Raw genomic sequence first — 26,278 nt, 5'->3', positions numbered from 1 at the left:
TATTTTTTTAGAGAAAATTATATGGAGTTACATTATCCATACCAATCATTGGATCAATAGAATTATTCATTACCATATCCAATGTTAAATGATAATCCTTCGGTTCAGCCTTATCCTCTTCAGGCTCTTCCCTTTTAGGGTTAATTTTAAAAGTAGCAAAAATTCGTTCCTTTAAAGTAGTCTGACGTTCGTTTGACTGATCACGAATGGACCTTTCAAAAGCCGAACGGTCGCCAACCATAATCAAGAGACGTCTTGAACGAGTTACTGCTGTATATAGTAAATTACGACGTAACATTCTTGATTCTTCATTGACTAAAGGTAAAATAACCATTTCGAACTCCGAACCCTGAGCCTTATGAATCGAGGTACAGTAAGCTAGAGAAATATTAATCCAATCCTTACGATCCAATGAAACTTCATTACCATCAAAATCAATAATTAGTTTATCAACGTGATCGGTATTTTCCTTAGCTAAAATTATCCCGACAATTTTACCAATCTCACCATTAAAAACATTATCTTCTGGAGTATTAACCAAATAAACGACTTTATCATTAATCCGATACTTAGTATTACCAACAGAAACTTCTTTTCGTTTAGGTGCCATTGGATTCACAACATTTTGAATAACAACATTCAAATTATCAATACCTGCTTGACCTCGATACATCGGTGCCAAGACTTGAACATCAGCAATATCAAACCCACGGTCCTCTGATTTGCTAACAATTTGTGATAGAACCTCTGGAACATTTCGACTATTACAATTGATAAAACTTCGATCAGCTTTATTTTGGAAAATAGCATCATCAATAATACCTTCATTAATATCATGTGCCAATTGAATAATAGTTGAATCCTCATCCTGACGGTGAATTTCATTCAAAATTGTTGTTGGGAAAACATCGCTGTTGATCAAATCTGAAAACACTTGTCCTGGTCCTACTGATGGTAACTGATCTTTATCACCTACAAGAACAACTTGTGTACCAGGTTGAACTGCATTGATTAGTGTTCTAAAGAGTTTTGTATCTACCATGGACATCTCATCAATAATCAAAAGCTTACAATCTAAAGTTGGTTCGGCAAATTCATCATCTTCAGTTCCTGTTAAACCTAGTAAACGATGAATTGTCATTGCTGGTAAACCAGTAGACTCACCCATATGTTTAGCCGCCCGACCTGTTGGTGCAGCTAAAGCAATCGCATAATCTTCAGAACTAGGATCAAGTGTTGCATCATTTAACTTAGCATAAGATGACACAATAGCATTAATAATAGTAGTCTTACCAGTTCCAGGACCACCGGTTAAAAGAAAAATTGAATGCGTTAATGATTGTTCGATGGCTTTTTCTTGTGACTCATCATATTGAACTTTAAAAGTCTTTTCAACATGTTTCAATTCCTTTTTAAATTGATGTTTGGTCCATTCCACACCTTTAAAAGTATCAGTAATCATTTTAAGTGACTGTGCAATCGACCATTCACTATCAGACAAATTCTTTTCGTAGACGTGTCCATCTTCAACTGCCAATGCACCATCATTGACTAGTTTTTTCAAGCCTGATAATAATTTTTTATTCAAATCCGGAGTTGAATTGGCATTCAGAACACCACTTGCACGTTTGATCAGATCATTCTGAGATACAAAAGTATCCCCCGTTTCATTGATGATCAAACTAACCATTTGAATCAAAGCACCCTTAATTCTTCGAGGATCATCACCCGTGATACCCAAACGTTTAGCTAATTCGTCAGCACGTTTAAAACCAACACCTTTGACATCCAAAACTAACTGATATGGATCCTCTGTAATTTTATCCAACGTTTGAGCACCGTATTTTTGAAAAATGCGAGCACTCAAAGTAGTTCCAAAGCCATAATTATTCAGTTGGTACAGTACTTGCTCGGTTAGATGATTCTTAGAAATTTGATCAACAATATTGTTAGTTTTTTCTTCACCCAACTTCAAGAAATCGAGAGCATGAGGATCTTGCAAAATTTTATCAATTGCATTCTCTCCCAGCTCATCAACAATCTTTTCAGCCTTCTTTTTACCGATACCGGGAAATTCATCGCTGGAAAAGAAACTAATCAATTCTTTACGTCCACTAGGACGACTACGCTTATAAGAAGTGGCTTGAAATTGTTTACCGTATTTTGGATGATCAACCATATTGCCTTCAAAACGATATTCTTCTTCTTCTGAAATTTCACCAAAACTACCAGTTACGACAATATCATTAGCATCCCAATCTGTATTGGTTTTCTTGATCTTGATCGTAAAGATTTTAAATAAATTTTCAGGATTCTCAAAGAATATGGCTTTAACGGTGCCAACAAAATACTGTTTATCACTTTCAGTCATTCTTCTCTCCTTGTTGTTTGATAAATTCTTGGAGATCGGCTAATTTTTTTTCATGTTTCAAATAGTAGGCCTGATCTAATTTTTTAGATTCATTTAAATAACTTTGATAATCCTTCTTAAGATTCATTGCACATAATGCCATATTAAAGTAATTCTTGGCCTCTGGATGGATTTCATTAGCTGTCCTGTAAAATCCTAAGGCCTCATCAAAATTACCGTTAGCCAGCAATAAATCGGCTAATAATTCATTAGCTTGTAAATCTTTGGGAGCTTTTTCAACAGCTGTCAAAGCGTACATAATTGCTAATTGACGTTTTCCCTGCTGATCCAATGTTTTAGCCATCATAAAATAAGCTTCAAAGGCATAATTATCATCAATCAGATTCTGGAAAATTTGATTAGCTTTATCATACTTATCAGCCAAATAATAAACATTTCCCAAGTTATAAAGTAGATCTTGATTGTCTTTAAACATTTCCAAGGAACGAGCCAAAAGTTCTTCAGCTTGCTCCAAATCTCCAGCTTGCACTAAATAAGTTGATAATTGTAAAATTTCTGGTAATTGTTTCGGATTCTTATTTAAATCAGCAACAAGTAATTTAATTGCCTCTTGTTTATTCCCATCGTTAAATAATTGTTCTGCTTTTTTATCCATCTAATACCTCAAATCGTATCGGAACTCTCAAGTTTCTTGTGTAAGTATCCCGTTTCATTCCATTCGACCAACTTATATTGGCCATCTTTATATTGTAAATGTGTCAAACTTGTATTTGACAATCCACCATCTTTTCTAATTTCATCAACTTTTGTACCTAATAATGATTGAATCATCGTAACTAAAGCAGCACCATGACTAACAATTACAACACTACCTTTTTCATGATTGGCTTCAACAATCCTTTGCACAGCATTCGTTGTTCTCTTTGCTACTTCTTCAAAAGACTCCCCACGAATTAAATCATAATCGTAATCTTTAGGTTGATGCCTAAAAGCATAAATAACTTCAGGCATTTCACGCTCTAACTCTGAAAATTTACGACCTTCCATAATACCTAAATCGAATTCTCGTAAATCACCAACAATGGACAAGTCAATGTCACGATGCAAATCTTTAATTAAAGTTTCAGCTGTTGTTCTAGCACGTGGAAGTGGACTTGAATACATATGATCAATCTCCACATTTTCCAATCGCTTTGCTAACAAGCCAATATCATGCAAGCTTTCTGACAACAAAGGCGAATCCCCATGTCCACCCTGATATTTTCCCTCTAAATTCCATTGGGTCTTTCCATGTCTGACAAAATACAATTCCATTTTTCTCTCACCTTACAAAGTTAATTAATTACAATTATGGATTTTTTAACATCTTTTTTCAAGTTAAGCCCAATTTTTACAGAGAATAAAAAAACATCCGTTAGAGATACACATATCATCTATGTGTATTACAAACTCTAACAGATGTCTATTTTTTAATCATTAAATATATTGTAACTTCTTTGCAGCCATGTAAGCAGCATCGATAGTAGCACCGCCAAGGCACTCCTCACCATCATAGAAAACAACCTCTTGTCCAGGTGTAATCGCACGAACAGGATTATCAAACTCAACGTTAACCTTACCATCACCTAATACGTGAACTGTAACGCCAGTATCTTGTTGACGATATCTGAACTTAGCTGTGGCATGGAAAGTATCGCCATAATCTAAGCCTGTGATGAATGAAAGATCTGAAGCTTCTAGATGATCAGCATACAATCTAGGATTATCGTATCCTTGGTCAACATAAAGAACATTCTTCTTCATATCCTTACCAACAACGAACCAAGGCTCGTTAGACTTACCGTTACCACCGATACCAAGTCCTGATCTTTGACCGATTGTGTAATACATTAAACCAGCATGATCACCCTTGATCTCACCAGCAGGTGTCATCATCTTACCAGGTTGTGCAGGCAAAAACTCGCTCAAGAACTTACGGAAGTTTCTTTCACCAATGAAACATACACCGGTTGAATCCTTCTTCTTAGCCGTAGACAAACCAGCCTCTTCAGCAATACGACGAACCTCTGACTTTTGCATACCACCAATTGGGAACAAAGCCTTTTGAAGTTGCTCTTGTTGAACAGTACTTAGGAAGTAAGTCTGATCCTTGTTGGCATCGCCACCACGTAACAAATGAACAACGCCATTGTCATCGCGGAATGATTGAGCATAGTGACCCATTGCAATGTAGTCAGCATTTAGCTTGTTGGCATAGTCCAAGAAAGCTTTGAACTTAACCTCTTTGTTACACATAACATCAGGATTAGGAGTTCTTCCCTTACGATATTCGTCTAGGAAATACTCAAATACACGATCCCAATATTCTTTTTCAAAATTAACTGAGTAATAAGGAATACCAATCTTATTGGCAACCTTAGCAACATCTTCATAGTCCTCAGTTGCAGTACATACACCGGAGTCATCTGAGTCATCCCAGTTCTTCATAAATACTCCGATAACCTCATAGCCTTGTTGTTTCAAAAGAAGTGCACTAACTGACGAGTCAACGCCACCACTCATACCTACTACAACACGCTTCTTCTTATTATCCATTTTAAAACCTCATTTATTTTGCTAATACATGTTTTTCTTTCAAAAAGTCCATTAAATATCTGTAATCTTGAATCTCTTCTTCAGAATCCTTCAATTTAAAGATATTAATATTGTGCATACCACTTTTATCGGTAATTGATAGTTTCAAACTACCTAAATCTTTACTAACAACAGCCTTAACAAAAAATCTAGCTGCATATGGGGAAGTCCCATTGAGTGGATGTTCCAAACGGAATCCACCCTTGTTAGTTTCCTTAAAACCACTATCCATTAGTGAATAACGTTTGACCTCTGGACTTAATTCATAAACTTCTTGGTCCCCAAGTACTTGAGCTTGTTTTTTATCCATATTTATCATCCCTTATAAATAATCATTATTAGTTATAAGTTTGAATAAAATTAATTAATTAGTCAAGTCGGAAACGATATCTACTAACTTATTTGTAAATTTAACAATTTCGGCCTCAGTATTGTCCTTACCAAAACTAATTCGTACTGAATCATTAATTTTAGGACTATCCTCACCAAACATTGCTACTAAGACATGAGAAGGTTCCAAACTACCGGCCGTACATGCAGAACCACCAGAAATAGCGAAGCCTTCAAGATCTAAACGAGTCAACAAGACCCCACGATCAATACCTGGCAAATACAAATTCATCACATGATTTAATGCATGACTATCAGTAGGCCCATTAATTCCAAAAGGAATATTGTTTTCTTTCAAAATTTCTTGAATCTTTTGTTTGAAACCAAAATAACGATTTTGACGAGCTTTCTTTTCATCTGGTGTGATCAATTGTACTGCTTTAGCAAAACCAGCAATGGCAGGCACATTTTCAGTTCCTGCACGACGTTTAGTTTCTTGATCTCCACCCTTAACAAAAGATGGAATATGAATATCGTCATTAATATATAAAAAACCGATAAACTTAGGACCATTGATTTTATGTGCTGATGTTGAAAGCATATCAATGTGTTCAGCTTTGACATCAATATCTTCCATGCCATAAGCTTGTACAGCATCCGTATGGAAAAAGGCTTGATGATCTTTTAATAATTCACCAATTTCTTTAATAGGATTCATTGAACCAACTTCATTATTACCATACATGATTGTTACTAAAATAGTATCATCACGTAACGCATCTTTAACTTGTTGAACAGTAACTTCACCACGTTCATTAGGCTTAAGATAAGTAACTTCAAAGCCAAGTGATTCCAAGTAGGCTAATGGTTTCAAAATAGCTTCGTGTTCAATCGCTGTTGTTATAATATGTTTTCCTAATTTTTGTCTAGATAAAGCTGTTTCAACGACAGCCGTATTGTCACTTTCAGTACCACCACTTGTAAAAACAATTTCTGAATTTTTTGCATTGATACTTTGAGCGATTACATGCCGACTTTCATCTAAAACTTTACGAGCTTGACGCCCAAAATAATTGGTAGCAGAAGCATTACCAAAATTATTTGTCATTTGATCGCTGATCACATCGACTACAGATGTAGCCATTGGTGTCGTAGCAGCATTATCTAAATAAACAAATGCCACAATAAATCCCCTCTATTCTTGGTCTAAAAAGTTCAGCAACATTGTTACTGATTTGCGTCCAGCTTGTAGAACAAATTCGTCAAAGTTTACACTAGCACTTTCGTCACCAACATCACTCATTGAACGAATAACAACGAATGGTGTTTTGAATTGTGTACAGACTTGAGCCACAGCTGCACCTTCCATTTCAGATGCTAAGGCATCTGGGAAAGACTTTTTAATTGTAGCAATTTTTTCAGCTGCGTCAATAAATTGGTCTCCAGTTACAATCAAACCAACACGTGATGTCAAACCTGTTCTCTTAGCAGCGGCCGCAATCTTTTCAACATAAGTCTTATCTGCATTAAAGTAAAGCTCTTGTTGAGGTAACTGACCAACTTTATAACCAAAGCCAGTTGCATCAACATCGTGATAAGCCATCTTGTCTGAAATAACAACATCACCAATATGTAGACCTTCACCAATACCACCAGCTGAACCAGTATTAACAATAAAATCTGGTTGATAACGTTCATTGATAATTGTCGTTGTCATTCCCGCTTGTACTTTACCAATTCCACTTTGAGCTAAATACACTTGATGATCTTTATAATTACCAATTGTAATATCTACTCCAGCTACAGAATCTTTTTTAACATCGGTTAAAGATTCCTTCATTAATTTAATTTCTTCTTCCATTGGAACGATTACACCAATTTTCATACTTTACTCCTCAAATAAAAAATAATATTAAAAACACTAAGATAATTAGGCCGAATACTGTAATGATTGCAATATTTAACTTTTTTTTCAAACGATTTGTCTTATTATCAAAAGATTGCATTTTTTCTTCAATAATTTGCTCAGGATGCTGTTTTGCATACTCTTGTTCAGCTCGACGGCGTTCCTGCATACGCAACTTTTCCTGTTGCTGTTCAACCTGATCAGCTCGTACTACGGTCTGTGGTTGATCAGTTGATTTAATTTTTGAATGATAATAGTCTTTCAATTTAGAAAACATTTATTTTTCCTTTGCTTCCATTAATTCCCAGTAAGTAACTGCATAGATTGATTTGGAGTCACAAATAACACCTTTGTCAATTTGTTCTTTAGCCTCAGACAATGTTAATTCTTCTACATTTAAAAATTCATCAGGATCCAATGGACGTTTAAACTCGACTTTCTTCAAATCAGTTGCTTTAAAGACCGTCAATTTCTCATTTGAATATCCAGGACTGGCAAAAAAAGCTGTCACTTTTTCAAGATTATCAGTTGTTAATCCTAATTCTTCATCCATTTCGCGTAAGGCGACCTCTTTCAAGTCACTACCTTCATCCGAATCAATTTTACCAGCGGGAATTTCCAAAGTTTCTTGTTCTAAAGGTGTCCGCCATTGTCTAACAAAAATCATCTTGCCATCATTAGTAAATGGAATAATTGCGACAGCTCCATGATGTTGAACAACTTCACGAATATCAGGGATTCCGTTTGGCAAAACTACTTGTTCTACATCAACATCAAAAATTTTGCCTCCGAACATTCTCTTCTTAGCAACAATCTCTTCATAATATCTTGAATCTTCTTTACTCATTACTTGACCTTCCTGACTTTATTAATCTTACGACCGACATCACAATTGCAATCAAACAAATAACTACTGCAAATGACATTGTAACACGCATCCCGTCAATAAAAATATCCGGTCTACCTTCAACGTAAGTAGTGACTGACTTACCATAGAATTTACTCATTGATAAAAATAGGACTGTTGTGGAAACAGAAACTCCAATTATCATACCTAAATTACGAGATAAGGCATTCAATCCACCAGCAATTCCTAAATCTTTAGTCTCAACTGAACTCATAATCATTGTATTATTCGGCGCCTGGAATAAACCATTACCCAAGCCATTTAACCCGATACACAATAAAATAAACCAGATTTCTGTCTTCAAATTGAAAGCTAAATATCCCAATTGGGCCAATTCGATTACAACCAATCCAACAATTGTTAAAACAATTGGATTAACCTTTGCTGATATTTTACCAGAAATAGGAGCAACTACAACCTGTACTAATGGAAAAGCCATTAAGATGTAGCTTGCCGTTGAAGCAGCGATACCCAAGGCATTTTCTAAATAGAATGGTGAAATCACATTGAAGAAGAAATTAGTGACGAAAATAAAGAATCCCGCTACTAGTCCTAACGTGAAATTATGATTACGAAAAATTCTTAATTCAATCATCGGATTAGTAACTTTTTTCTCAATCGTCAAGAATATTCCAAAGAAAATTATAGCAGCTACAAATGCCACAATAATATAAGGATTAGTAAATCCAATTGATTGACCAACAAAAATAGCTCCAAAGAAAAGCAACAATGTTACAAAATATGCTGCAAAACCAGTTTTATCAAATTTAACTGGATTGGTTTTTTCCACTTTAGGCAAATTGACATAGCCCAAGATCAATGCTACCAAACCAATTGGAATATTGATCCAAAAAATATAACTCCAGTGAAAATGGCCTAAAATTAAACCACCAATTCCTGGTCCGGCAATTGCTCCTATAGATACAAATGAACCAATATAGCCCAAAGCATAACCGCGTTCTCGTAAGGGGAATGTTTCAGTAATAATGCCGTTATTAGTAGCCATTGCCATTGATGCACCAGTAGCTTGGATTACTCTACCTACCAGTAGCATTACTAAATTATCACTCAAACCACAAACGATGGAACCGATAATAAACATTACTGAACCAATCTTGAATACTTTTATTTTACCGATTGAATCAGCAATTTTTCCAAACATTAATAAGAAAATACAAATTGTGACTAAATAAATGGAAACGACCCACTCAGCCATATTCATTTCGATATTCAAATTTTTACTAATAACCGGCAAGGCAATATTTACAATTGAACCGTCAAGCGTTGCCATTAAAGTAAAAATACCAACTGAGATCAGAATCATCCATCTTCTTGGATTTGCTTGCTCGTCCATATTTTTTCTCCTATTTTCTCCTCAAAGAAAAAGAAAGCACTATTCAGCGCTTTCTTCTTTTTTGATATTAATATTAACAGCTTGTGGTCCCTTATAACCAGGTGCAATCTCAAAAGTAACGCCGAGACCTTTTTCAATATAAAAGTCCTCACGATTAAGAATTGAGTCCGCAAAGAAGAAAATATCTTCTTCCCCATTATTTATAAAACCAAAACCACGGTCCTTATTGAACCTTACTATTTTTCCTGTGAACATTATTCACCATTCCTAATCATCAAAGCCCTCAGTCTTTGTTTCTGGATACTCTTCAGCAACAATCTTAGCACATCTAGCACAGAATGTTGGATAATTACTATCACTACCAACGTCAGTCTTGATCATACGACATCTTTGACAAACGTCTCCTTGAGCCTTTTCAACTAAAACATCAGCAAGTTCATACTTATCGGCATTGGCTAATTCTTGATCTGAAAGTTCAAATTGAGAAACGATTAATAATTGACCAAAATTACTATCAATTTTATCAAGAACAGCTTTTAAGTCAGTACTTGGATGAACGGTTACTTTAGCTTCAAGTGATTTACCAATCATTTTATCAGCACGGGCAACTTCAAGTGACTTCAAAACATTGTCTCTAAAGTCCATGAAGGTTGTCCAATCACTTTCGATTTCAGCTTGATCAGGAAGATCTTCAACTTCTGGCATTTCTGCTAATTGAACATAATCTTCTGATTCTTTAAGGTATTCCCAAACTTGTTCCATAGTATGTGGCAAGATTGGTGTCAACATCTTAGCTAATTTAACAACTACGTCATAGATAACAGTTTGCATTGAACGACGAGCATGTGAATCCTCAGCATCAATATAAACAACATCTTTGGCAAAATCTAAGTAGAATGTTGACATTTCATTAACAATGAAACTAACAATTGATTTCTCAACGTCAGCAAAATCATATTTGTCATAATCTGCCAAAACATTCTTAACTAAGTCATTCAACTTGACCTTGATATATTTATCTTCTGGACGAAGATCACTATATGCGACAGCGTTAGTCTTTGGATCAAAATCAGTTGTGTTAGCTAACATGAATCTGATAGTATTTCTGATCTTACGGTATGTTTCAGAAACTTGTTTAAATGAGTCAACTGAAACAGAAACATCAGAACTTGAGTCAACTGAAGCAACCCAAAGACGGATAATTTCGGCACCAAATTGTCTTTCGATATCACTAGGTGAAATGACATTTCCAAGTGATTTACTCATTTTAACGCCATTCTTATCCAAAGTGAAACCTTGTGACATAACAGCCTTATATGGTGCAACTCCATAAGCAGCTACGGAAGTTACTAGCATTGAGTTGAACCAACCACGATACTGATCAGAGCCTTCAAGAATTAAGTCAGCTGGGAATGTTAAATTATCACGAGTCTTAGCAACACCTGAATGAGCTGTCCCAGAGTCAAACCAAACATCCAAGATATCAGTTTCCTTAGTAAACTTACCATTTGGACTACCTGGATTTGTATAGCCTTCTGGAAGAAGATCCTTAGCATCCTTTTCGAACCAAACGTTAGAACCATACTTACCTACTAGGTCTGCTACATGGTCAACAGTTTCCTTAGTCATGATAGGGTCACCATTTTCGGCATAGAAAATTGGTAGTGGAACACCCCAAGCACGTTGTCTTGAAATTACCCAATCACCACGATCACGAATCATGTTGTAAAGACGTGTTTTACCCCAAGCAGGTTTGAAGTCGATTTTTTCGATTTCATCAAGAATTTGTTGTCTAAACTTATCAATTGAAGCAAACCATTGTGGTGTAGCACGGAAAATAACTGGTTTCTTAGTACGCCAATCATGTGGATAACTGTGAGTGAAGAAACTTAATTTCAATAATGAACCATTTTCCTTCATACGTTCAGTAATCATCTTGTTAGCATCATCGTAGAAGACACCCTCATATTCTGGTACTTCATCTGTGAAACGACCTTGTGCATCGATTGGTGAGAAAACAGGCAACTTGTATTTCATACCAACAACAAAGTCATCAGCACCAAATCCAGGAGCTGTATGAACCAAACCAGTACCATCATCAAGTGTAACGTGGAATCCAAGAATTAATTCTGATTCACGATCATAGAATGGATGTGTAGCTGTCAAACCTTCAAGTTCAGCACCCTTAAATGTTTTAAGAATTTCAACATTTTTCCAACCAAGTTGTTCTTGAACGAATTGGATTCTTTCTTGAGCAACAACATATTTCTTACCATCAGCATTAACTTCAGCGTAAATAAATTTAGGATTTACACAGATAGCTTCATTAGATGGAATTGTCCATGGAGTTGTTGTCCAAATGATGAATGAAGCATCACTGTCAACTACACCTTTACCATCGCGTACTTTGAAGGCAACAAAGATTGATGGTGACTTGATGTCCTTATATTCAACTTCAGCTTCAGCTAGAGTTGACTCAGATGATGGTGACCAGTAAACAGGTTTCTTACCACGGTAAATGTAACCTTTATCGACCATTTCACCAAAGATCTCTAATTCAGCCTTTTCAAATTCAGGTTGGTAAGTAATGTATGGGTGATCCCAGTCAGCTGAAATACCTAAACGTTTGAACCCAGCCATTTGTTTCTTAATTTCACCCTGAGCGAAATCGTAACATAACTTACGATATTCGGACATGCTCATTTCCTTACGTTTGACACCCTTTTTAGCCATTTGTTGTTCAATTGGAAGACCATGAGTATCCCAACCAGGAACATAAGGTGAACGGAATCCATTCATTGATTTGTAACGAACGATAATATCCTTTGAAACCTTATTTAATGAATGTCCCATATGGATATCACCATTAGCAAATGGAGGTCCATCTAGTAATTCAAAAGTTGGTTTACCTTCGTTTAATTTTTGTCGCTTTTCGTAAAGTTTGTTTTCTTCCCAAGCCTTTTGCCATTCAGCTTCTTTGTTTGGCAAATTACCACGCATTGGGAACTTAGTTTTACCTAAGTTAAGAGTATCTTTTACTCGCATTCTTTCACCCCTTCTAAAATAAAAAGAACCCATCCAATCTAGGACGAGTTCTCGCTATACCACCTATTGGTAAATTAATATACGGTTTTTTAAGAGCCGATATACCTAAAGAATTTTTACTAACCTCACACCATTTGCTAGCTCGCTGAAAAAATTTACTCTAAGCACTTATTCTCTTAATTTTCCTTCGAATCACCATCAGCGTCATCTTGAAAATTGAACGTAGGTTCATTTTGTTGATGATTAATCGTATAAGATTCGTCTGGTTGGTCATTCTGAATATTATCATTATAATTCATTTGATCTGACTTTGAAACCTGATCTTGCATATTTTCATTATTTTGTACATTAGGTTGATAGTCTTGAGTAGTACCATTGGCTTGATCACCAATTTCCTGTTTTAATTTTTCAGTAGATGTACTGTCATTAAGCTTAGACCACTCAGGATTTTCAACCATGTCAAGTTGTTGCTTGAGCATTCCTTGAAGACCTTGACGGAATGAATTAACTGATTTTTTCAAATTATCAGTCTCAATGGTGACTTGACGGGCACGATCAGATGCATCCTGCAAAATCCGATTAGATTTATCAGTTGATTGATTTAGTAAATCACGAGCTTTTTTCTGAGACTCTTCTACAATAATCTGTGCTTCCTGTTCTGATTCGGATTTCACCTTTTCAGCCGCTTCTTGAGCAACCAAAATAGATTGATTCAAAGCATCCTTCATATCAGTAAAATACTTTAATTGGTCAGTAGTATCTTTAAGTTGTTTTTCTAACTCAGCATTTTTTTGTAATGCCAGATTATAATCTTGAGCTGCTTGTTTCAGAAAGTCATTCACTTGGTCGCGGTCATAGCCTCTAAATTTACTATCAAATTCTTTATCATGTATTTCTACTGGTGACAATACCATAACTTCACGCCCCTATTATTTCTTAATAACATTTACGAACAGAATATATTTATTATTCTTTGATCGTCCCATAATGTCGTTAATTCTTATTCTACCAAAACCTCTTACACTAAGTGTATCAGTTATTGTAATAAATGAACTAGCATTCTTATTAACAGCCCAATTTATTTGAACTTTCCCATGATCTACCAGCACTTTAGCATTTTGTCTGGATAAATCGTAAACGGTAGCGACGATTGTATCCAAACGTAATGATTGTACATTGATTGTCTCATCCGTTGAATCATCTTTGGGTAATAACAGATCTTGAAAATCCTTTTCCATCAAATGCACCTTGAACGGACCAATTTTCTTAACTTGTTCCTCAATATAATCACTCATTGATTTGAAAACAAAAAATTGCCAATTTTCACCATCAGTAATGATGTCACCAAATCGATCACGGTCAATTCCTGAACCAGTCAACGATCCGAGAATCTGTCCGTGATGTAAATTAGCAAATTTTTCTGGATACCGAATTTCATACATGGATATATCATAATCAGATTCCTGAGGCACAAAATAGTCAGGAGCAATTATTCCCCTGACCCTTTCAGCACTATCATATCCACCAAAATAATGTACAAATAAATCATCATACTTATTAATCAGATTGTTTAAAATTGTTTGCTCTCTTAAATTTAAAAAATCCGTCAATTGTGGAGTATACATTGTTTGAGCCTTTAACAAAATATCGCTCATCTTATCAATAAACGGTTTTTCCTCAGGTCTAAAATAACCTCCACCCATGACTCCTTTTTTATCTTCCATCATAAAATTATCATAAAAATCACTTTCTGCAATAATCGTATTAATATTATGGCAATTATTGGAGAGAAATCAAAAAGGCCAATACTTGTTGGTATGACTCTTCTGATTAGATTTAAGAATGGATTTACCATTGAAGCAACAAATCTTCCAAAAGCAGAGTTATATAAAGCTGGTACGAATGACATCAAGCAATATACGAATAAAATAAATTCGTACAATTCAAACGCCCAACTAATGATAAATGGTAGTCCACTTACAATTCGATCCATATCTTTCCTCGACTTACTATTCGTTTATGTCTGGTATACTTCCATCAATTTCAAACTTCGGTGGTGTGCAAAGAAAGATTTTTTCCCCAACACGTTTAATCTCGCCATTTAAAGCAAAGATAGTACCAGTTAAGAAATCTACGATTCTCTTTGATTGTTCATCATTGACATTATTAAAATTAACGATCACAGCTTTATTATTCAAAAGTTGTTTAGCAATAACCTTTGCGTCAGAGTAAACTCTGGGTTGATAAATAGCAATCTTACTATTGACCGCACTTCTACTCTCACTTGCTGCACTCATTGATACGACCTTTTCATTATTTGAATAATTTTTTTTAGGTTGAGGCGTTTCGACTGGTTTTTCTTCAAAGTCTTCATCGTCATTAATTCCAAAAAAACTGCTTAGTTTTTCAAATGCCATAAGAAAATCTCCTTTTATTTATTGTTACGACGTTTAAAGATTGGAGGAGTTGAATCATCGTCATCATCGCTTAAATCGATAGTTTCAGGTTTTTGGAAAATTTCAAAATCACCTTTTTCACCGGAAACATCCTTTGGTTTAGATGCGTCACGATTAATATCCCAAGCGGCCAATGGATCATTATTAGTTGCTTGTTCCTTTGGCTTAGCTGATTGTTCTTCAGCGTTATCAGTTGCTTTATTTTGATTATTATTAAAAGCAGCTCTTGGATTATTTAAAGGACGTCTAGCTGGTTCACGCTTCTTATCTTCACTTTCAACACCCGTAGCAATTACAGTAACCTTAACTTGGTCACCCAAAGTATCATCAATTGAAGTACCAAAGATAATATTAACATCTGAGGTAGCTTGTTCGGAAACAATTTGCGCTGCATCTTGAGCTTCAAACAATGATAAGTCTGGACCACCAGTAATATTAAGAAGTACCTGTTTGGCACCATCAATTGAAACTTCAAGTAATGGTGAAGAAATGGCCTTCTTAGTTGCTTCAGTAATTCTGTTTTCGCCATTAGCTGTACCGATACCCATTAAGGCTGAACCTTGATCAGACATAACAGTCTTAACATCAGCAAAATCAAGGTTAACAAAACCAGGTGATGTAATTAAATCAGAGATACTTTGAACACCTTGACGTAAAACATCATCGGCAATACTAAATGCCTCACCCATTGGTGTCTTCTTATCTACGATTTCTAATAGTTTGCTATTAGAAATAATAACTAATGTATCAACATCTTTTTTAAGTTCTGTAATACCATCAGCAGCAAAACGTGAACGTTTAGCACCCTCAAAAGCAAATGGACGTGTGACAACGCCAACTGTCAAAGCACCACTTTCCTTAGCAATGTTAGCTACGATTGGAGCAGCACCAGTACCAGTTCCACCACCCATTCCGGCAGTAACAAAAATCATATCGGCACCTTCAAGGGCCTCTTTAATGGCTTCTTCACTTTCTTGAGCAGCCTTTTGTCCAACCTCGGGATTTGACCCAGCACCTAATCCTCTTGTTAGTTTAGGTCCTAATTGAATTTTGGTTTCAGCGTTAGAGCTTTCTAGTGCTTGAACGTCTGTATTAGCAGTGATGAATTGAACACCTTTAATCCCTGCTTCGACCATTCGATTTACGGCATTACCACCAGCGCCACCGACACCGATAACCTTAATTACCGCTCCCTTATTATTGGTTGAGTCTAAAGTATATTCCATTAAGGAGTTCCTCCTAGTTCAAAATTGAATTTAATTTATTTTTATTAATCAAAAAACTTACTCCAAAAGTCCTTAAGCTTCGATGTCTTCTTAGTCTCATCGGGCTTAGAAGTTTCCTCATCAGTGGCTTTAGGTTCTTGAGTTTGTGGTTGTTCTCGCACTGTTGGATTAACCGGTGTTTGAACAGGTTGCTGTGGTTGAGGTTGAGGCTGTGATTGCTGCGACGTATTGTGGCCAATAGTTGCACCATTAACGACATTGTCAGCAATAACCCCAATATCATTCAGCCTAGAAGCATAGGTTACTAAGCCTAAGCCCAACGAGTATGAAGGATATCTCATTCCCATTTGTGTTGGAACATAGCTTCTCACCTTAACATTGAAAATTTTTCGAGCCAACTCTTCGACGTTAGGTGTTGCAGCAACTCCACCGGTTAATACAATTCCACCAGGAAGTGACAAAGCACCTGCGTCCTCTAATGGAGCTTGTAATCTAGTAAAGATTTGTTCCAATCTAGCTTCGATAATTTCAGACAAATATTCTTCTGAAATTGTCTCAGGCTCATTCTTCCCAACCACTTCAACACTGATATTTTCCTCAGTTGATGCTTGAGATGATGAAGCATTACCATAGTAAAGTTTTAATTGATTAGCATTTTCTACTGTTGTATTCAAAACTACCGAAATATCATGAGTGACATAATCTCCACCTTCAAAATCAACTGTAGACAATTTGAGGTTATGGTCGTGAACAACTGAAGCAGTCGTTTGACCAGCACCCATATCGATAATTACGGCTCCAAAGTCACTTTCACCGTCGTTTAATACAACTTGACTTAACGCCATTGGAGAAATAACTTTATGAATAATATTTAGACCAGCCTTTTGGATGGCCTTTTTCGTATTATGTACAATTGTTTTTGGTGCAGTATATATGATTCCCGTCATTTCCAGACGTACACCAATCATTCCACGAGGATCACGAATGTTATTAAACCCATCGACAGAAAATTGTTTGGGAATTAAAGAAACCACTTCTCGCTCACTAGGTAAGTTTTGAACCATTGCAGCCAGCATAACTTGTCTGACATCATTTTCAGTAATTTCCTTTGACTGAGAACCAACCGCTATCATTCCCTGACATTTTTCAATTTGCAACATATTAGCCGATATACCGACTACAACGTCATGAATTGTGATATTTGCTTGCGTTTCGGCCCGCTTAACAGCCCGTCTTATTGCACCTGCGGCCTTATCAATATCGACTATAACGCCACGGCTAACTCCTTGTGATCGTTCGCTTCCTACGCCAACAACACTTAATCTGTCATCTGACGATTCAGCAACCACTACTTTTACTGAATTTGTACCAATATCAAGACCTACAAAAAACTCTGAATTGTCCATTAATCGTGGCAGCCTCCCTTACCTAGAAAAAATCTATTCACTAAAAAATTTTAACACAAAAACGATTAGATTAAACCTATTTCTTATCTTTAAAGGGATAAGAATAGGCTCCTATCTCCAAATCTATAACGCCCTTCTTTTTCATTTGGGCAGCCATACCTGGATAATATTTTAATTTAGTTTTAACAGTTCTCATATCTGCAATAACTTTATTACCATCATTCATATCAATTTTAATTCGATATGGATTTAATTTAGTCGGTGAATTATAGATTTCTGAAATATTTGTTTGTACGTTACTTGGTAATTCAGCATATAAATTAGCAATTTGTTTTAAACGTTTAGTTCCAAAATTACTATATGTTGGATAATTACCAATTGGAGCACTCATTTTCTGATTTATCACATGACCATCATTGATGATACGGTAATAATAGCCATTTTTATTGATGAACCCTAATGTTGAATACTCTTTAACCTGTATCGTTATATCTCGCATATTTCTTGTCTTAATTGACATTGACTTAATAGATGGTAATTTTTTTTCAGTTTTTTCTGTAATTGATTTGTGATGTATCAAAAGATCCAACAGCACCGAATTATCATCTATCTTAGTTGCATTGATAACCTGTTGTGCACCTAAATCATTAACACCTTCAACATTAATATTTCTAACTTTACTCAAAGGCGAACCAAAATAAGCAATAATAATTATGATAAAAACTATTAGAAATATCAATCCATTTTTACTTATCCTAATTCTTTTTTTTAATGCCATCAACATCAATCCTTATACTACTTATTTACCAAGTCGGTTAAAACCTTTATCAAGCGATCAGCTGCATCGGGAACACCGATTTTTTTAGATTTATCGGACATTTTCTCTTGAATCGATTTGCTACTCATAATCTCATTAATTTCTTGGAAAAGAGATTCTGGAGTAAGATCTGACTCAGGAATCAACTTAGCAGCACCGACGTTTGAAACGGATAATGCATTTTTTGTTTGATGATCATGCGTTACATACGGACTTGGAATAAAAATTGCAGGAATACCTAAGGCAGTTATTTCAGCAATACTTGTCGCACCACTACGACCAACAATCAAATTAATGTCAGGAAGAATTTCTGGCATATTATCAATATATGGTAATACTGAAATATTTGCACTCATTAGGTACTTAGAATCGATTTTTTCGACCACATTATCATAATGTACTCGTCCAGTAACAAATAAAACTTGATAATTAGCTGCCGCAAACTTGTCCATTGCGGCGATTGCTGCCAAATTAATCGGCTTTGCACCTCTAGAACCACCAAAAATCATAACAGTTGGTTTATCATCTGCTAAATTGAATTCTTTTAAACGATCGTTCTTTTGAATATTAACGACTTCTTGAGCTCTGGGGTTACCAGCAAATACTAATTTTTTCTTTTCACTGAATTGATCAACTGCATCTGGAAAGGCAATGGCAATTTTATCAACAAAATGTGCTAAGAATTTATTTGTTACACCAGCAATAGTATTCTGCTCATGTATAACTGTAGGAATATGCATGGTATGTGCTGCATAGACAATAGCACTTGAAACATATCCACCTGTCCCTACAACAATATCGGGCTTGAATTCCTTGATAATTTTCTTTGATTTACGAATGCTGGATAAAAAGAGTTCAACAACTTTAACATTCTCAAGTGTCAATTTACGTTTGAAACCACGAATTTCAATTGTCTTAAAGTCAATTCCAGCATTCTTAACTATCTTGCTTTCTAGTCCTTTTTCAGTTCCAACGTATAAAACATCCTCAATCATGTCTCTTTCCTTGAGGCGTTTAATTAAAGCCATTGCTGGATAAATATGGCCGCCCGTTCCACCGCCGGATACGATTATACGCATTTTTGTCATCTATTTAACTTCTCCCTTTAAAGTTTCAACTTCTTGAATAAATTGGTCTCCACGTTGTTCGAAGGTCTTAAATTGATCCCAACTAGCAGCAGCGGGTGAAAGCAAAATTACATCACCAGCATCACTTTGTTTATAGGCTTCAGGAACAGCTTCTTTAAGATTATTTACTTTTACAATATTAGAAACGTCAGCCTTTTCAGCGGATGCAATAACTTTATCAGCAGTTTGACCGTAAACTACTAAGTTGTTAACTTTTCCTTTAAGAGAAGGAATCAATTCATCAAAGCCATTACCACGATCAAGTCCACCAGCTATCAAAGTAATAGGCTTTTTAAAGGCCGTTAAAGCCACGATAGTTGCTTCAACATTAGTTGCTTTGGAATCATTATAAAATTTATGTCCACCGAAAGTATCGACATATTGTATTCTATGCTTGACACCAGTAAATGATGATAGAACCTCAACAATATCCTCATTTGAAACATCATACATTTTAGCAACACTAATTGCCGCTAGGGCATTTTGCACATTATGTTCTCCGGGAATTTGGATTTCATCAGCATTCATGATCTTCTCACCGTTGCAATAAATGACGTCATCCTTGACATAAGTGCCACTAGTAAGCTCTTGATTATCTGAAAATGGCACAATAGTAGCATTTGATTGCTCAGCTAATTTACGCCACTCATCAGTATTCCAATTAATAACAAAGTAATCATTCTTAGTTTGGTTCTTGGTGATATGCATCTTAGCTTTAATGTAGTTGGCACGATTCTTGTGAAAATCTAAATGTGTTGAATAGATATTATTTAATACTGCCACATGTGGATGTAGGTCGATTGTTCCTTGAAGTTGAAAACTTGATAACTCAGTCACTACGACATCATTTTTAGTAGCTTTTTGAATAACATCAGAAATAGGAATACCAATGTTACCAGCATAATATGAATTTTCAAATTTAGGCGAATGTTTCAACATCAATTGAATTAAAGTCGTAACAGTAGTTTTACCATTAGTACCAGTTACGGCAACCATAGTAGCATCTGAATAACTGTAAGCTATTTCTGGTTCTGTAATAACGGGTATATTCAATTCTTCGGCACGTTCAACTAGCTCATTTGAATAAAATATTCCAGGATTCTTCACTAAGTAATCATAAGAATCATCAATCAAATTCTTATCATTACTTCCTGTAATAACTTTAAAACCATCATCAATCAATGCTTTTGCTTCAGCATTCTTTTCCAATGGATTAGAGTCCACAACTGTTACATCTGATCCCATCTTTTTCAAAAGTTTAGCAACTGCAAAGCCACTCTTGGCTAAACCTAAAACTAAGATTTTTTTATTTGAATAATTACTTTTTGTTTTCATTATTATTTTTTACTTCCTATACGAATAAAATTAAATAAATTGCAGAACAAATCAAACCAACAATCCAGAATACGATATCAATCTTCCATTCACTCCATCCCAACATCTCGAAATGGTGATGAATTGGTGTCATCTTAAAAATACGACGATGGAAAACTTTGAATGAAAAGACTTGAAGCATAACACTCATAGTTTCAACTACATAAACGAAACCAATCAACAATAGTGACCAATAATGGCCCAAAAGAATTGAGATTGCTGCTAAACCAGCACCTAAAGCTAATGAACCAACATCACCCATGAAGATCTTAGCTGGTTTGTGATTGAACAATAGGAAAGCTAATAAGGCACCTACAACTGAGAAACAGACAATCGCAATATCAGCACGATTTTGGTTTAAAGCAATAATTCCATATGTAGCATAAGAAATCGTTCCTAAACCACCTAATAGTCCATCCAAACCATCAGTCAAATTAGTAGCATTAGAGAATCCTACCAACCAGAAAAGTGTAAACAAAATAAAAATTACAGCTGAATCAATTGACAAAACACCAGGAATAGTAAAATTCATTGGCAATTGATCGCCATTATAAACATATAAGAATATTATCCCAACAATTATTTGTAAAAGTGCTTTCTGCCAAGCTCTAAGTCCAAGATTTCTCTTTTTGAAAACTTTGATGAAATCATCAATAAAACCAATGCATCCATAAAGAACAATAACAAAGGTTGTAATTAAAAGTGAATGAGTGAGCTGGCCTTGCCAAGCACCAACCCAAATATTTGTAACCAAAGCAGCTAAAATAACTAAAAGTCCACCCATCGTTGGTGTACCAGACTTTTTCTCATGCCATTTAGGCCCTTCCTCACGAATTGATTGACCTTCTTTATGTGCAACTAAGTAGCCAATCAGAAATGGCATTAAGATTGCCACAATTACAAATGAACTAACTATGTCGAAAACTATATGACTAATTTCCATGAAAATCCCCTTATTTTATTTGTTTTTCAATGTAACTACAATTTTACCACTGTCATTTATCACATGACCAGAGCTGACCGATTGTTTGATAACATATCCATCGCCTTTGGTTGTGACTTGTTTACCAGTAATCTCAGCAAACTTCAAAACGTCGTTTTTTGACCACCCTGTGAGATCTGGCATCGTCATGGCACCATTAGTCAATAAGACCATTCTTTGTCCTGGCATTACCTTCTCACCACTTGCAGGTAGTTGTTGAACGACCTTATTACCAGTACCAATAACACCCGATTGTAACTTAAGATCACTGATCTTACTCAAGGCATCATTAGTCGATTTATCTAACAGACTTGGAACTTTAACATATTGATTGCCTGCCTGAGTAGTATTTGTTTGTGATTTACCTTGATTTACCAAACGTTTAACTAATGGATTAAAGACTTCAGATAAGATTTTTTCAGGCGACTCAGTCATCTTCTGTGGCTGTCTCATTGTTATATAAACAATATAATTAGGATCATTATAAGGAATCATCCCTGTGACTGAAAAAATATAATTATTATTACCTGTCAAATAACCACCATTTGGTGAAGCAATTTGTGCTGTACCAGTTTTTACTCCAACCTTGATACCAGGAATGTTATAAACAAGACCTGTACCATAGTTCTTTGTAACAACTTGACGCATAGCCTTTTGAACTTGTTTAGCCGTACTCTTTTTAATCGGCTGTCCAACCACTTTTCGTTTAAAGCTCTGTGTTGTTTTACCAGTATTAGTATTAACAACCTTTTGAACTATCTGTGGTTTAATCATTTTCCCACCATTAGCAATTGCCGAAAATGCTTGCAACATTTGAATCGTATTTACATTGACACTTTGTCCAAATGAAGTCATCGCTTGATCACTAGTATGTTGGAACGAAATACCTCCAGCTACTTCTCCTGGCAATGGAATGTTAGTTTTGTCACCAATATCGAAACGACGCATATACTTCATCCACGTTTTCGATCCCATCTTCTGTTCCAATTTAACCATTCCAACATTAGATGATCTTGGAAAAGCCTCTGACAAAGGTATATAACCCCAGCCAGCATTATTCCAATCACTGATTGTTCTTCCGCCTACTTCAACGGAACCAGATTTGTACAATTCATCTGGATCATAATTACCAGAATCAATTGATGCCGATAAAGTCAAAATTTTCATGACAGAACCCGGTTCAAATTGGTCCTCAACTAAAGTATCACGCCAACTATTAGCTAGGCCCTTACCAGTTGTCGGATTAAAAGTTGGACGTTGTGTTGCTGCTTCAATCGCACCGGTTTTAGCGTTCATAACTAAAACTTGTAAATTCTTAGGTTCATATTTATCGGCAGCTTCTTGAGCCAAAATCTCAGCATATTGCTGAATTTTACTATTCAAAGTCAAATAAACATTCGATCCATCGATCGATTGCTTCTCATTTACTTGAGAATTAGGTAATTCATTACCATTAAAGTCAACCTTAGTAATCTTCTTACCATCTTGACCAGATAGCAATTTGTTGAAGTATTTTTCAACTCCCATCACACCACTAATATTGCTATTTTGATCATTAGCATTATCAGCTTTAGTAATACCAACTAAATTAGTAGCAAAAACACCATTAGGATAAGACCTTGATGGAAATTCTACGAAATGAATTCCAGGTAACTTCTGAGCTGCAATTTTACGCTTGATTTCAATTGATAGATTACGTCCAGCTTGTCCAAATTCTACTTGATATTGTTTCTTATTTTGAGGAGTTAAATATTTAACTAATTGCTTTTCAGAGAGTGGTAAATACTTACTCAGCATCCTAGCAGTCTTTTCCTTATCAACTACATAATCAGCCTTACCTGTGGCTGTTTTAGACTTATGATTTACAATTGCATAAATATTATAAATCGTTGAATCTCCCGCAATCATATCACCATTAACATCAAGGATATCACCACGTTTAGCATTAACCTTTGTTACTTTTTCATATTTAGCTTTAGTTCTTTTTTCTAGATTTACTCCATCATATTGTTTACTTACAGAGATATAAGCAAATCTTTGGATAAAAAGGATAAAAGAAAAGGCAGTCACAATCAAAATTAATATACCAACTATATAATGATTGCGTCTTGCCTTATTTTTTAATAGTTTTCCGAACTTACTCATTTTGATATATTCCTTACATTATTATCGCTCATTTTTAAATTATGCTTCTTAGCGAAAGAAGAGAACCGATCAAAACTGCTTAATTCAGAAATTTCTTGTCTTAAATTAACATTACTCGTATTAGTCTTAGAGATTTGATTAGTAAGACTATCTAACTCATTTTGAGAAGAAGTCATCGAAACTTTTATACTAACTAAAGCTACCATTAGTACCAACGTTAAAAGAAAGAGACCTACAATAGAAAAAGTCTCAAATTTTGACAGTTTAACACTATGTACCTTGGGAGCTGCTTGAACAACCTTCTCGGGCTGTGGAGCAACTTGATAGTCTTGTAAATTTCTAGCCGTACTTTCTTCTCTCATATTATTTCTCCATTATATCTTTTCAACAACGCGTAATTTAGCACTATGTGCCCGATTATTTTCAGCTAATTCCTTATCATTAGGCAGAATTGGTTTCCGTGTTATCTGTTTCAAAACTGGTTTAATGTCATCTGGAATAACAGGTAATCCGCGGGGAACATCAACGTGTGAATTATCCTTAAAAATATGTTTTACAATTCTGTCTTCTTTTGATTGAAAAGTTATAACGCTTATTCTGCCCTTTGGTGCCAACAATTTAATTGCTTGATCTAAGGATCTCTCAAGAGAACCCAATTCATCATTTACTGCAATTCTAATTGCTTGAAAGACACGTTTAGCAGGGTGACCACCTGTTCTTCTAGCTGCTGCAGGAATAGCATTTTTGATAATATCCGCTAATTCCAATGTAGAAGTTATACGATGGTCCTCACGTGTTCGTTCAATAGCACGAGCAATCTGTTTAGAAAATTTTTCATCACTGTATTTATAGAAAATACCAACTAGTTCACTATAAGACCAGTCGTTAACAATTTTCTCTGCATCTAAGTCTTGTCTTTGATCCATTCTCATGTCAAGACGAGCAGCCTTCTTATAACTGAATCCTCTGACTGCATCATCAAATTGTGGAGACGAAACTCCTAAATCGTAAACAATCCCATCTACCTCAGTAACGCCCAAATCCAACAAACGTTCTTGCATATTTTCAAAATTATCACGTATTAACGTCAACGTATTATCGCCAATGATAGCTGGATCATTTTGAATACTCTCACCGACTTTAATGGCGGCCTCATCGCGATCAAAAACATAAAGATGGCTATGATGCATGCGGCTCAATAATTCTTTACTGTGCCCTCCACGGCCAAAGGTAGCGTCTACATAAATACCATTATCATGTGGATTTACCTCATCAATTGTTTCTTTTAAAAGTACTGTTTTATGTTTATATTCGTTAGAAGTCAAAGTCTGTCATTTTCTCCGATATTTCTTCAAAATTATCTTCAGCCTCTTGGCTAAATTTATTCCAGCATTCCTCATCCCATATTTCAATACGATCAGAAACACCTACGATTACACAATTCTTATTTAACTTAGCAAATTTAATTAACGAAGTCGAAAGATTAATCCGACCTTGTTTGTCAAATTCAACCTCTGCAGCTGCAGAATAAAAGAATCGAGTGAAGGCTCTTGCATCCTTCTTGGTCAGTGGTAACTTATCCAACTGCGCTTCAAGCTTATTCCACTGCTCCAGCGGGTAACCAAAAAGGCAACCATCCATTCCACGAGTTATTACGAACTCATCACCAAGCAATTTTCTAAATTTAGCAGGCACAATAATTCTACCTTTATTATCAAGTGTGTGATGAAATTCACCCATGAACATGGATATCACCTCGATTCTTTAACACTTCCTAATTTACCACAAATCACCACAATTAACCACAATTAACCACACGATATTTGACAATCAGTCTAAAGTAGTTAAAAAACTTGTAAACGGTTGGTAATCATACATTTATAAGGGTGGGGAGTTTTCCCAAAAGTAAAAGAGAAAACCATTACAATATTGCATAAATTTCCTTTGTGAAGTACCATTTCACTATATATAAATTAGGTGGTGGAAGTTTTGGACGAAAAGAAACCTAAAAGCACATTAACTAAAATTATTCAAATTGTCGTTTGGTTGATGATTATTGTCACAATTGGTGGCGTTGTTCTCGGTTCAATTATGAGTTTTATCTAAAGAACGCAAAAAAAGGGTTCTATACTTTCTGGTATCGATGAATAATCAATACCAGTTTTTTAATCTCTAGAAAATAAAAAAAGAACATCACT

27 protein-coding genes are annotated in these 26,278 nt (G+C 35.4%); 1 reads left to right on the top strand and 26 read right to left on the bottom strand.

Annotated features, from left to right (window positions below; translation table 11 throughout):
* Positions 1–7: 7 nt before the first annotated feature.
* The 26 genes from recD2 to mraZ form a co-directional block, all read right to left on the bottom strand.
* Entirely contained in the window at positions 8–2,371 is a 2,364-nt protein-coding gene (recD2, locus tag FD33_RS01610) for an SF1B family DNA helicase RecD2 (protein WP_056955696.1), read from the bottom strand.
* Positions 2,364–3,026: a tetratricopeptide repeat protein gene (locus FD33_RS01605; RefSeq protein WP_025084724.1), complete on the bottom strand. Its 663-nt coding sequence runs from the start codon at positions 3,024–3,026 to the stop codon at positions 2,364–2,366. The genes recD2 and FD33_RS01605 overlap by 8 nt, the downstream gene beginning before the upstream one ends.
* Positions 3,027–3,034: 8 nt before the next feature.
* Positions 3,035–3,685, bottom strand: a complete 651-nt coding sequence (locus tag FD33_RS01600) for a histidine phosphatase family protein (protein WP_025084725.1) — start codon at positions 3,683–3,685, stop codon at positions 3,035–3,037.
* Between the two features lie 162 nt (positions 3,686–3,847).
* The gene (gene mnmA, locus FD33_RS01595) at positions 3,848–4,966 is read right to left on the bottom strand and encodes a tRNA 2-thiouridine(34) synthase MnmA (RefSeq protein WP_025084726.1); all 1,119 of its coding nucleotides are present in this window, start codon (positions 4,964–4,966) and stop codon (positions 3,848–3,850) included.
* 13 nt (positions 4,967–4,979) lie between these two features.
* The gene (locus FD33_RS01590; RefSeq protein WP_025084727.1) at positions 4,980–5,315 is read right to left on the bottom strand and encodes a hypothetical protein; all 336 of its coding nucleotides are present in this window, start codon (positions 5,313–5,315) and stop codon (positions 4,980–4,982) included.
* 54 nt (positions 5,316–5,369) lie between these two features.
* Positions 5,370–6,518 carry a cysteine desulfurase family protein gene (locus FD33_RS01585; RefSeq protein WP_025084728.1) on the bottom strand — a complete coding sequence of 383 codons (1,149 nt, stop codon included), beginning with the start codon at positions 6,516–6,518 and terminating at the stop codon, positions 5,370–5,372.
* A 12-nt stretch (positions 6,519–6,530) separates the two neighbouring features.
* Positions 6,531–7,220, bottom strand: a complete 690-nt coding sequence (locus tag FD33_RS01580; RefSeq protein ID WP_025084729.1) for a 5'-methylthioadenosine/adenosylhomocysteine nucleosidase — start codon at positions 7,218–7,220, stop codon at positions 6,531–6,533.
* A gap of 10 nt (positions 7,221–7,230) precedes the next feature.
* Positions 7,231–7,518 (bottom strand): hypothetical protein, encoded by a 288-nt coding sequence (locus FD33_RS01575; protein WP_025084730.1) that lies wholly within the window; start codon positions 7,516–7,518, stop codon positions 7,231–7,233.
* A complete protein-coding gene (locus FD33_RS01570) occupies positions 7,519–8,088 on the bottom strand; it encodes an NUDIX hydrolase (protein ID WP_025084731.1) in 570 nt (189 codons plus the stop codon). It abuts the gene before it with no gap.
* Positions 8,081–9,502: an MFS transporter gene (locus tag FD33_RS01565; protein WP_025084732.1), complete on the bottom strand. Its 1,422-nt coding sequence runs from the start codon at positions 9,500–9,502 to the stop codon at positions 8,081–8,083. The genes FD33_RS01570 and FD33_RS01565 overlap by 8 nt, the downstream gene beginning before the upstream one ends.
* Before the next feature lie 39 nt (positions 9,503–9,541).
* Positions 9,542–9,757 carry a cold-shock protein gene (locus FD33_RS01560; protein ID WP_025084733.1) on the bottom strand — a complete coding sequence of 72 codons (216 nt, stop codon included), beginning with the start codon at positions 9,755–9,757 and terminating at the stop codon, positions 9,542–9,544.
* Positions 9,758–9,769: 12 nt separating this feature from the next.
* Entirely contained in the window at positions 9,770–12,547 is a 2,778-nt protein-coding gene (ileS, locus tag FD33_RS01555; RefSeq protein ID WP_025084734.1) for an isoleucine--tRNA ligase, read from the bottom strand.
* 176 nt (positions 12,548–12,723) lie between these two features.
* Positions 12,724–13,461, bottom strand: a complete 738-nt coding sequence (locus tag FD33_RS01550; protein WP_056955695.1) for a DivIVA domain-containing protein — start codon at positions 13,459–13,461, stop codon at positions 12,724–12,726.
* A gap of 15 nt (positions 13,462–13,476) precedes the next feature.
* Positions 13,477–14,271, bottom strand: a complete 795-nt coding sequence (locus tag FD33_RS01545) for a YlmH family RNA-binding protein (RefSeq protein WP_025084735.1) — start codon at positions 14,269–14,271, stop codon at positions 13,477–13,479.
* Positions 14,271–14,540, bottom strand: coding sequence for a YggT family protein (locus tag FD33_RS01540; RefSeq protein WP_025084736.1), 270 nt, complete (start codon positions 14,538–14,540; stop codon positions 14,271–14,273). The genes FD33_RS01545 and FD33_RS01540 overlap by 1 nt, the downstream gene beginning before the upstream one ends.
* Positions 14,541–14,556: 16 nt before the next feature.
* Positions 14,557–14,964, bottom strand: a complete 408-nt coding sequence (locus FD33_RS01535; protein ID WP_025084737.1) for a cell division protein SepF — start codon at positions 14,962–14,964, stop codon at positions 14,557–14,559.
* A gap of 14 nt (positions 14,965–14,978) precedes the next feature.
* Positions 14,979–16,229: a cell division protein FtsZ gene (gene ftsZ / locus FD33_RS01530; RefSeq protein ID WP_025084738.1), complete on the bottom strand. Its 1,251-nt coding sequence runs from the start codon at positions 16,227–16,229 to the stop codon at positions 14,979–14,981.
* A 44-nt stretch (positions 16,230–16,273) separates the two neighbouring features.
* On the bottom strand, positions 16,274–17,635 hold the full coding sequence (gene ftsA / locus FD33_RS01525) for a cell division protein FtsA (protein WP_025084739.1): 1,362 nt from the start codon (positions 17,633–17,635) through the stop codon (positions 16,274–16,276).
* Between the two features lie 76 nt (positions 17,636–17,711).
* Positions 17,712–18,413 (bottom strand): cell division protein FtsQ/DivIB, encoded by a 702-nt coding sequence (locus FD33_RS01520; protein ID WP_158136972.1) that lies wholly within the window; start codon positions 18,411–18,413, stop codon positions 17,712–17,714.
* A gap of 17 nt (positions 18,414–18,430) precedes the next feature.
* Positions 18,431–19,531 carry an undecaprenyldiphospho-muramoylpentapeptide beta-N-acetylglucosaminyltransferase gene (murG, locus tag FD33_RS01515; protein ID WP_025084741.1) on the bottom strand — a complete coding sequence of 367 codons (1,101 nt, stop codon included), beginning with the start codon at positions 19,529–19,531 and terminating at the stop codon, positions 18,431–18,433.
* A gap of 9 nt (positions 19,532–19,540) precedes the next feature.
* Complete coding sequence (gene murD, locus FD33_RS01510; protein ID WP_025084742.1) at positions 19,541–20,914, bottom strand: UDP-N-acetylmuramoyl-L-alanine--D-glutamate ligase; 1,374 nt, start codon at positions 20,912–20,914, stop codon at positions 19,541–19,543.
* 16 nt (positions 20,915–20,930) lie between these two features.
* Positions 20,931–21,896 (bottom strand): phospho-N-acetylmuramoyl-pentapeptide-transferase, encoded by a 966-nt coding sequence (gene mraY, locus FD33_RS01505; protein ID WP_025084743.1) that lies wholly within the window; start codon positions 21,894–21,896, stop codon positions 20,931–20,933.
* Positions 21,897–21,911: 15 nt separating this feature from the next.
* Positions 21,912–24,080 (bottom strand): penicillin-binding transpeptidase domain-containing protein, encoded by a 2,169-nt coding sequence (locus FD33_RS01500; protein WP_034543890.1) that lies wholly within the window; start codon positions 24,078–24,080, stop codon positions 21,912–21,914.
* On the bottom strand, positions 24,077–24,442 hold the full coding sequence (gene ftsL / locus FD33_RS01495) for a cell division protein FtsL (protein ID WP_056955694.1): 366 nt from the start codon (positions 24,440–24,442) through the stop codon (positions 24,077–24,079). Before ftsL ends, FD33_RS01500 begins: the two co-directional genes overlap by 4 nt.
* A 12-nt stretch (positions 24,443–24,454) precedes the next feature.
* Positions 24,455–25,405: a 16S rRNA (cytosine(1402)-N(4))-methyltransferase RsmH gene (gene rsmH, locus FD33_RS01490; protein ID WP_025084746.1), complete on the bottom strand. Its 951-nt coding sequence runs from the start codon at positions 25,403–25,405 to the stop codon at positions 24,455–24,457.
* A complete protein-coding gene (mraZ, locus tag FD33_RS01485) occupies positions 25,395–25,826 on the bottom strand; it encodes a division/cell wall cluster transcriptional repressor MraZ (protein WP_025084747.1) in 432 nt (143 codons plus the stop codon). The genes rsmH and mraZ overlap by 11 nt, the downstream gene beginning before the upstream one ends.
* A 234-nt stretch (positions 25,827–26,060) precedes the next feature.
* Here mraZ and FD33_RS12380 point away from each other — a divergent pair, with 234 nt between their 5' ends.
* Positions 26,061–26,186, top strand: a complete 126-nt coding sequence (locus tag FD33_RS12380; RefSeq protein ID WP_371125782.1) for a DUF4044 domain-containing protein — start codon at positions 26,061–26,063, stop codon at positions 26,184–26,186.
* Positions 26,187–26,278: the final 92 nt, after the last annotated feature.

The organism is Companilactobacillus paralimentarius DSM 13238 = JCM 10415, from assembly GCF_001434985.1.
GTDB lineage: Bacteria > Bacillota > Bacilli > Lactobacillales > Lactobacillaceae > Companilactobacillus > Companilactobacillus paralimentarius.
Note: the sequence above shows the minus strand (reverse complement) of the source record. Positions and strands in the feature narration are given on the sequence as shown.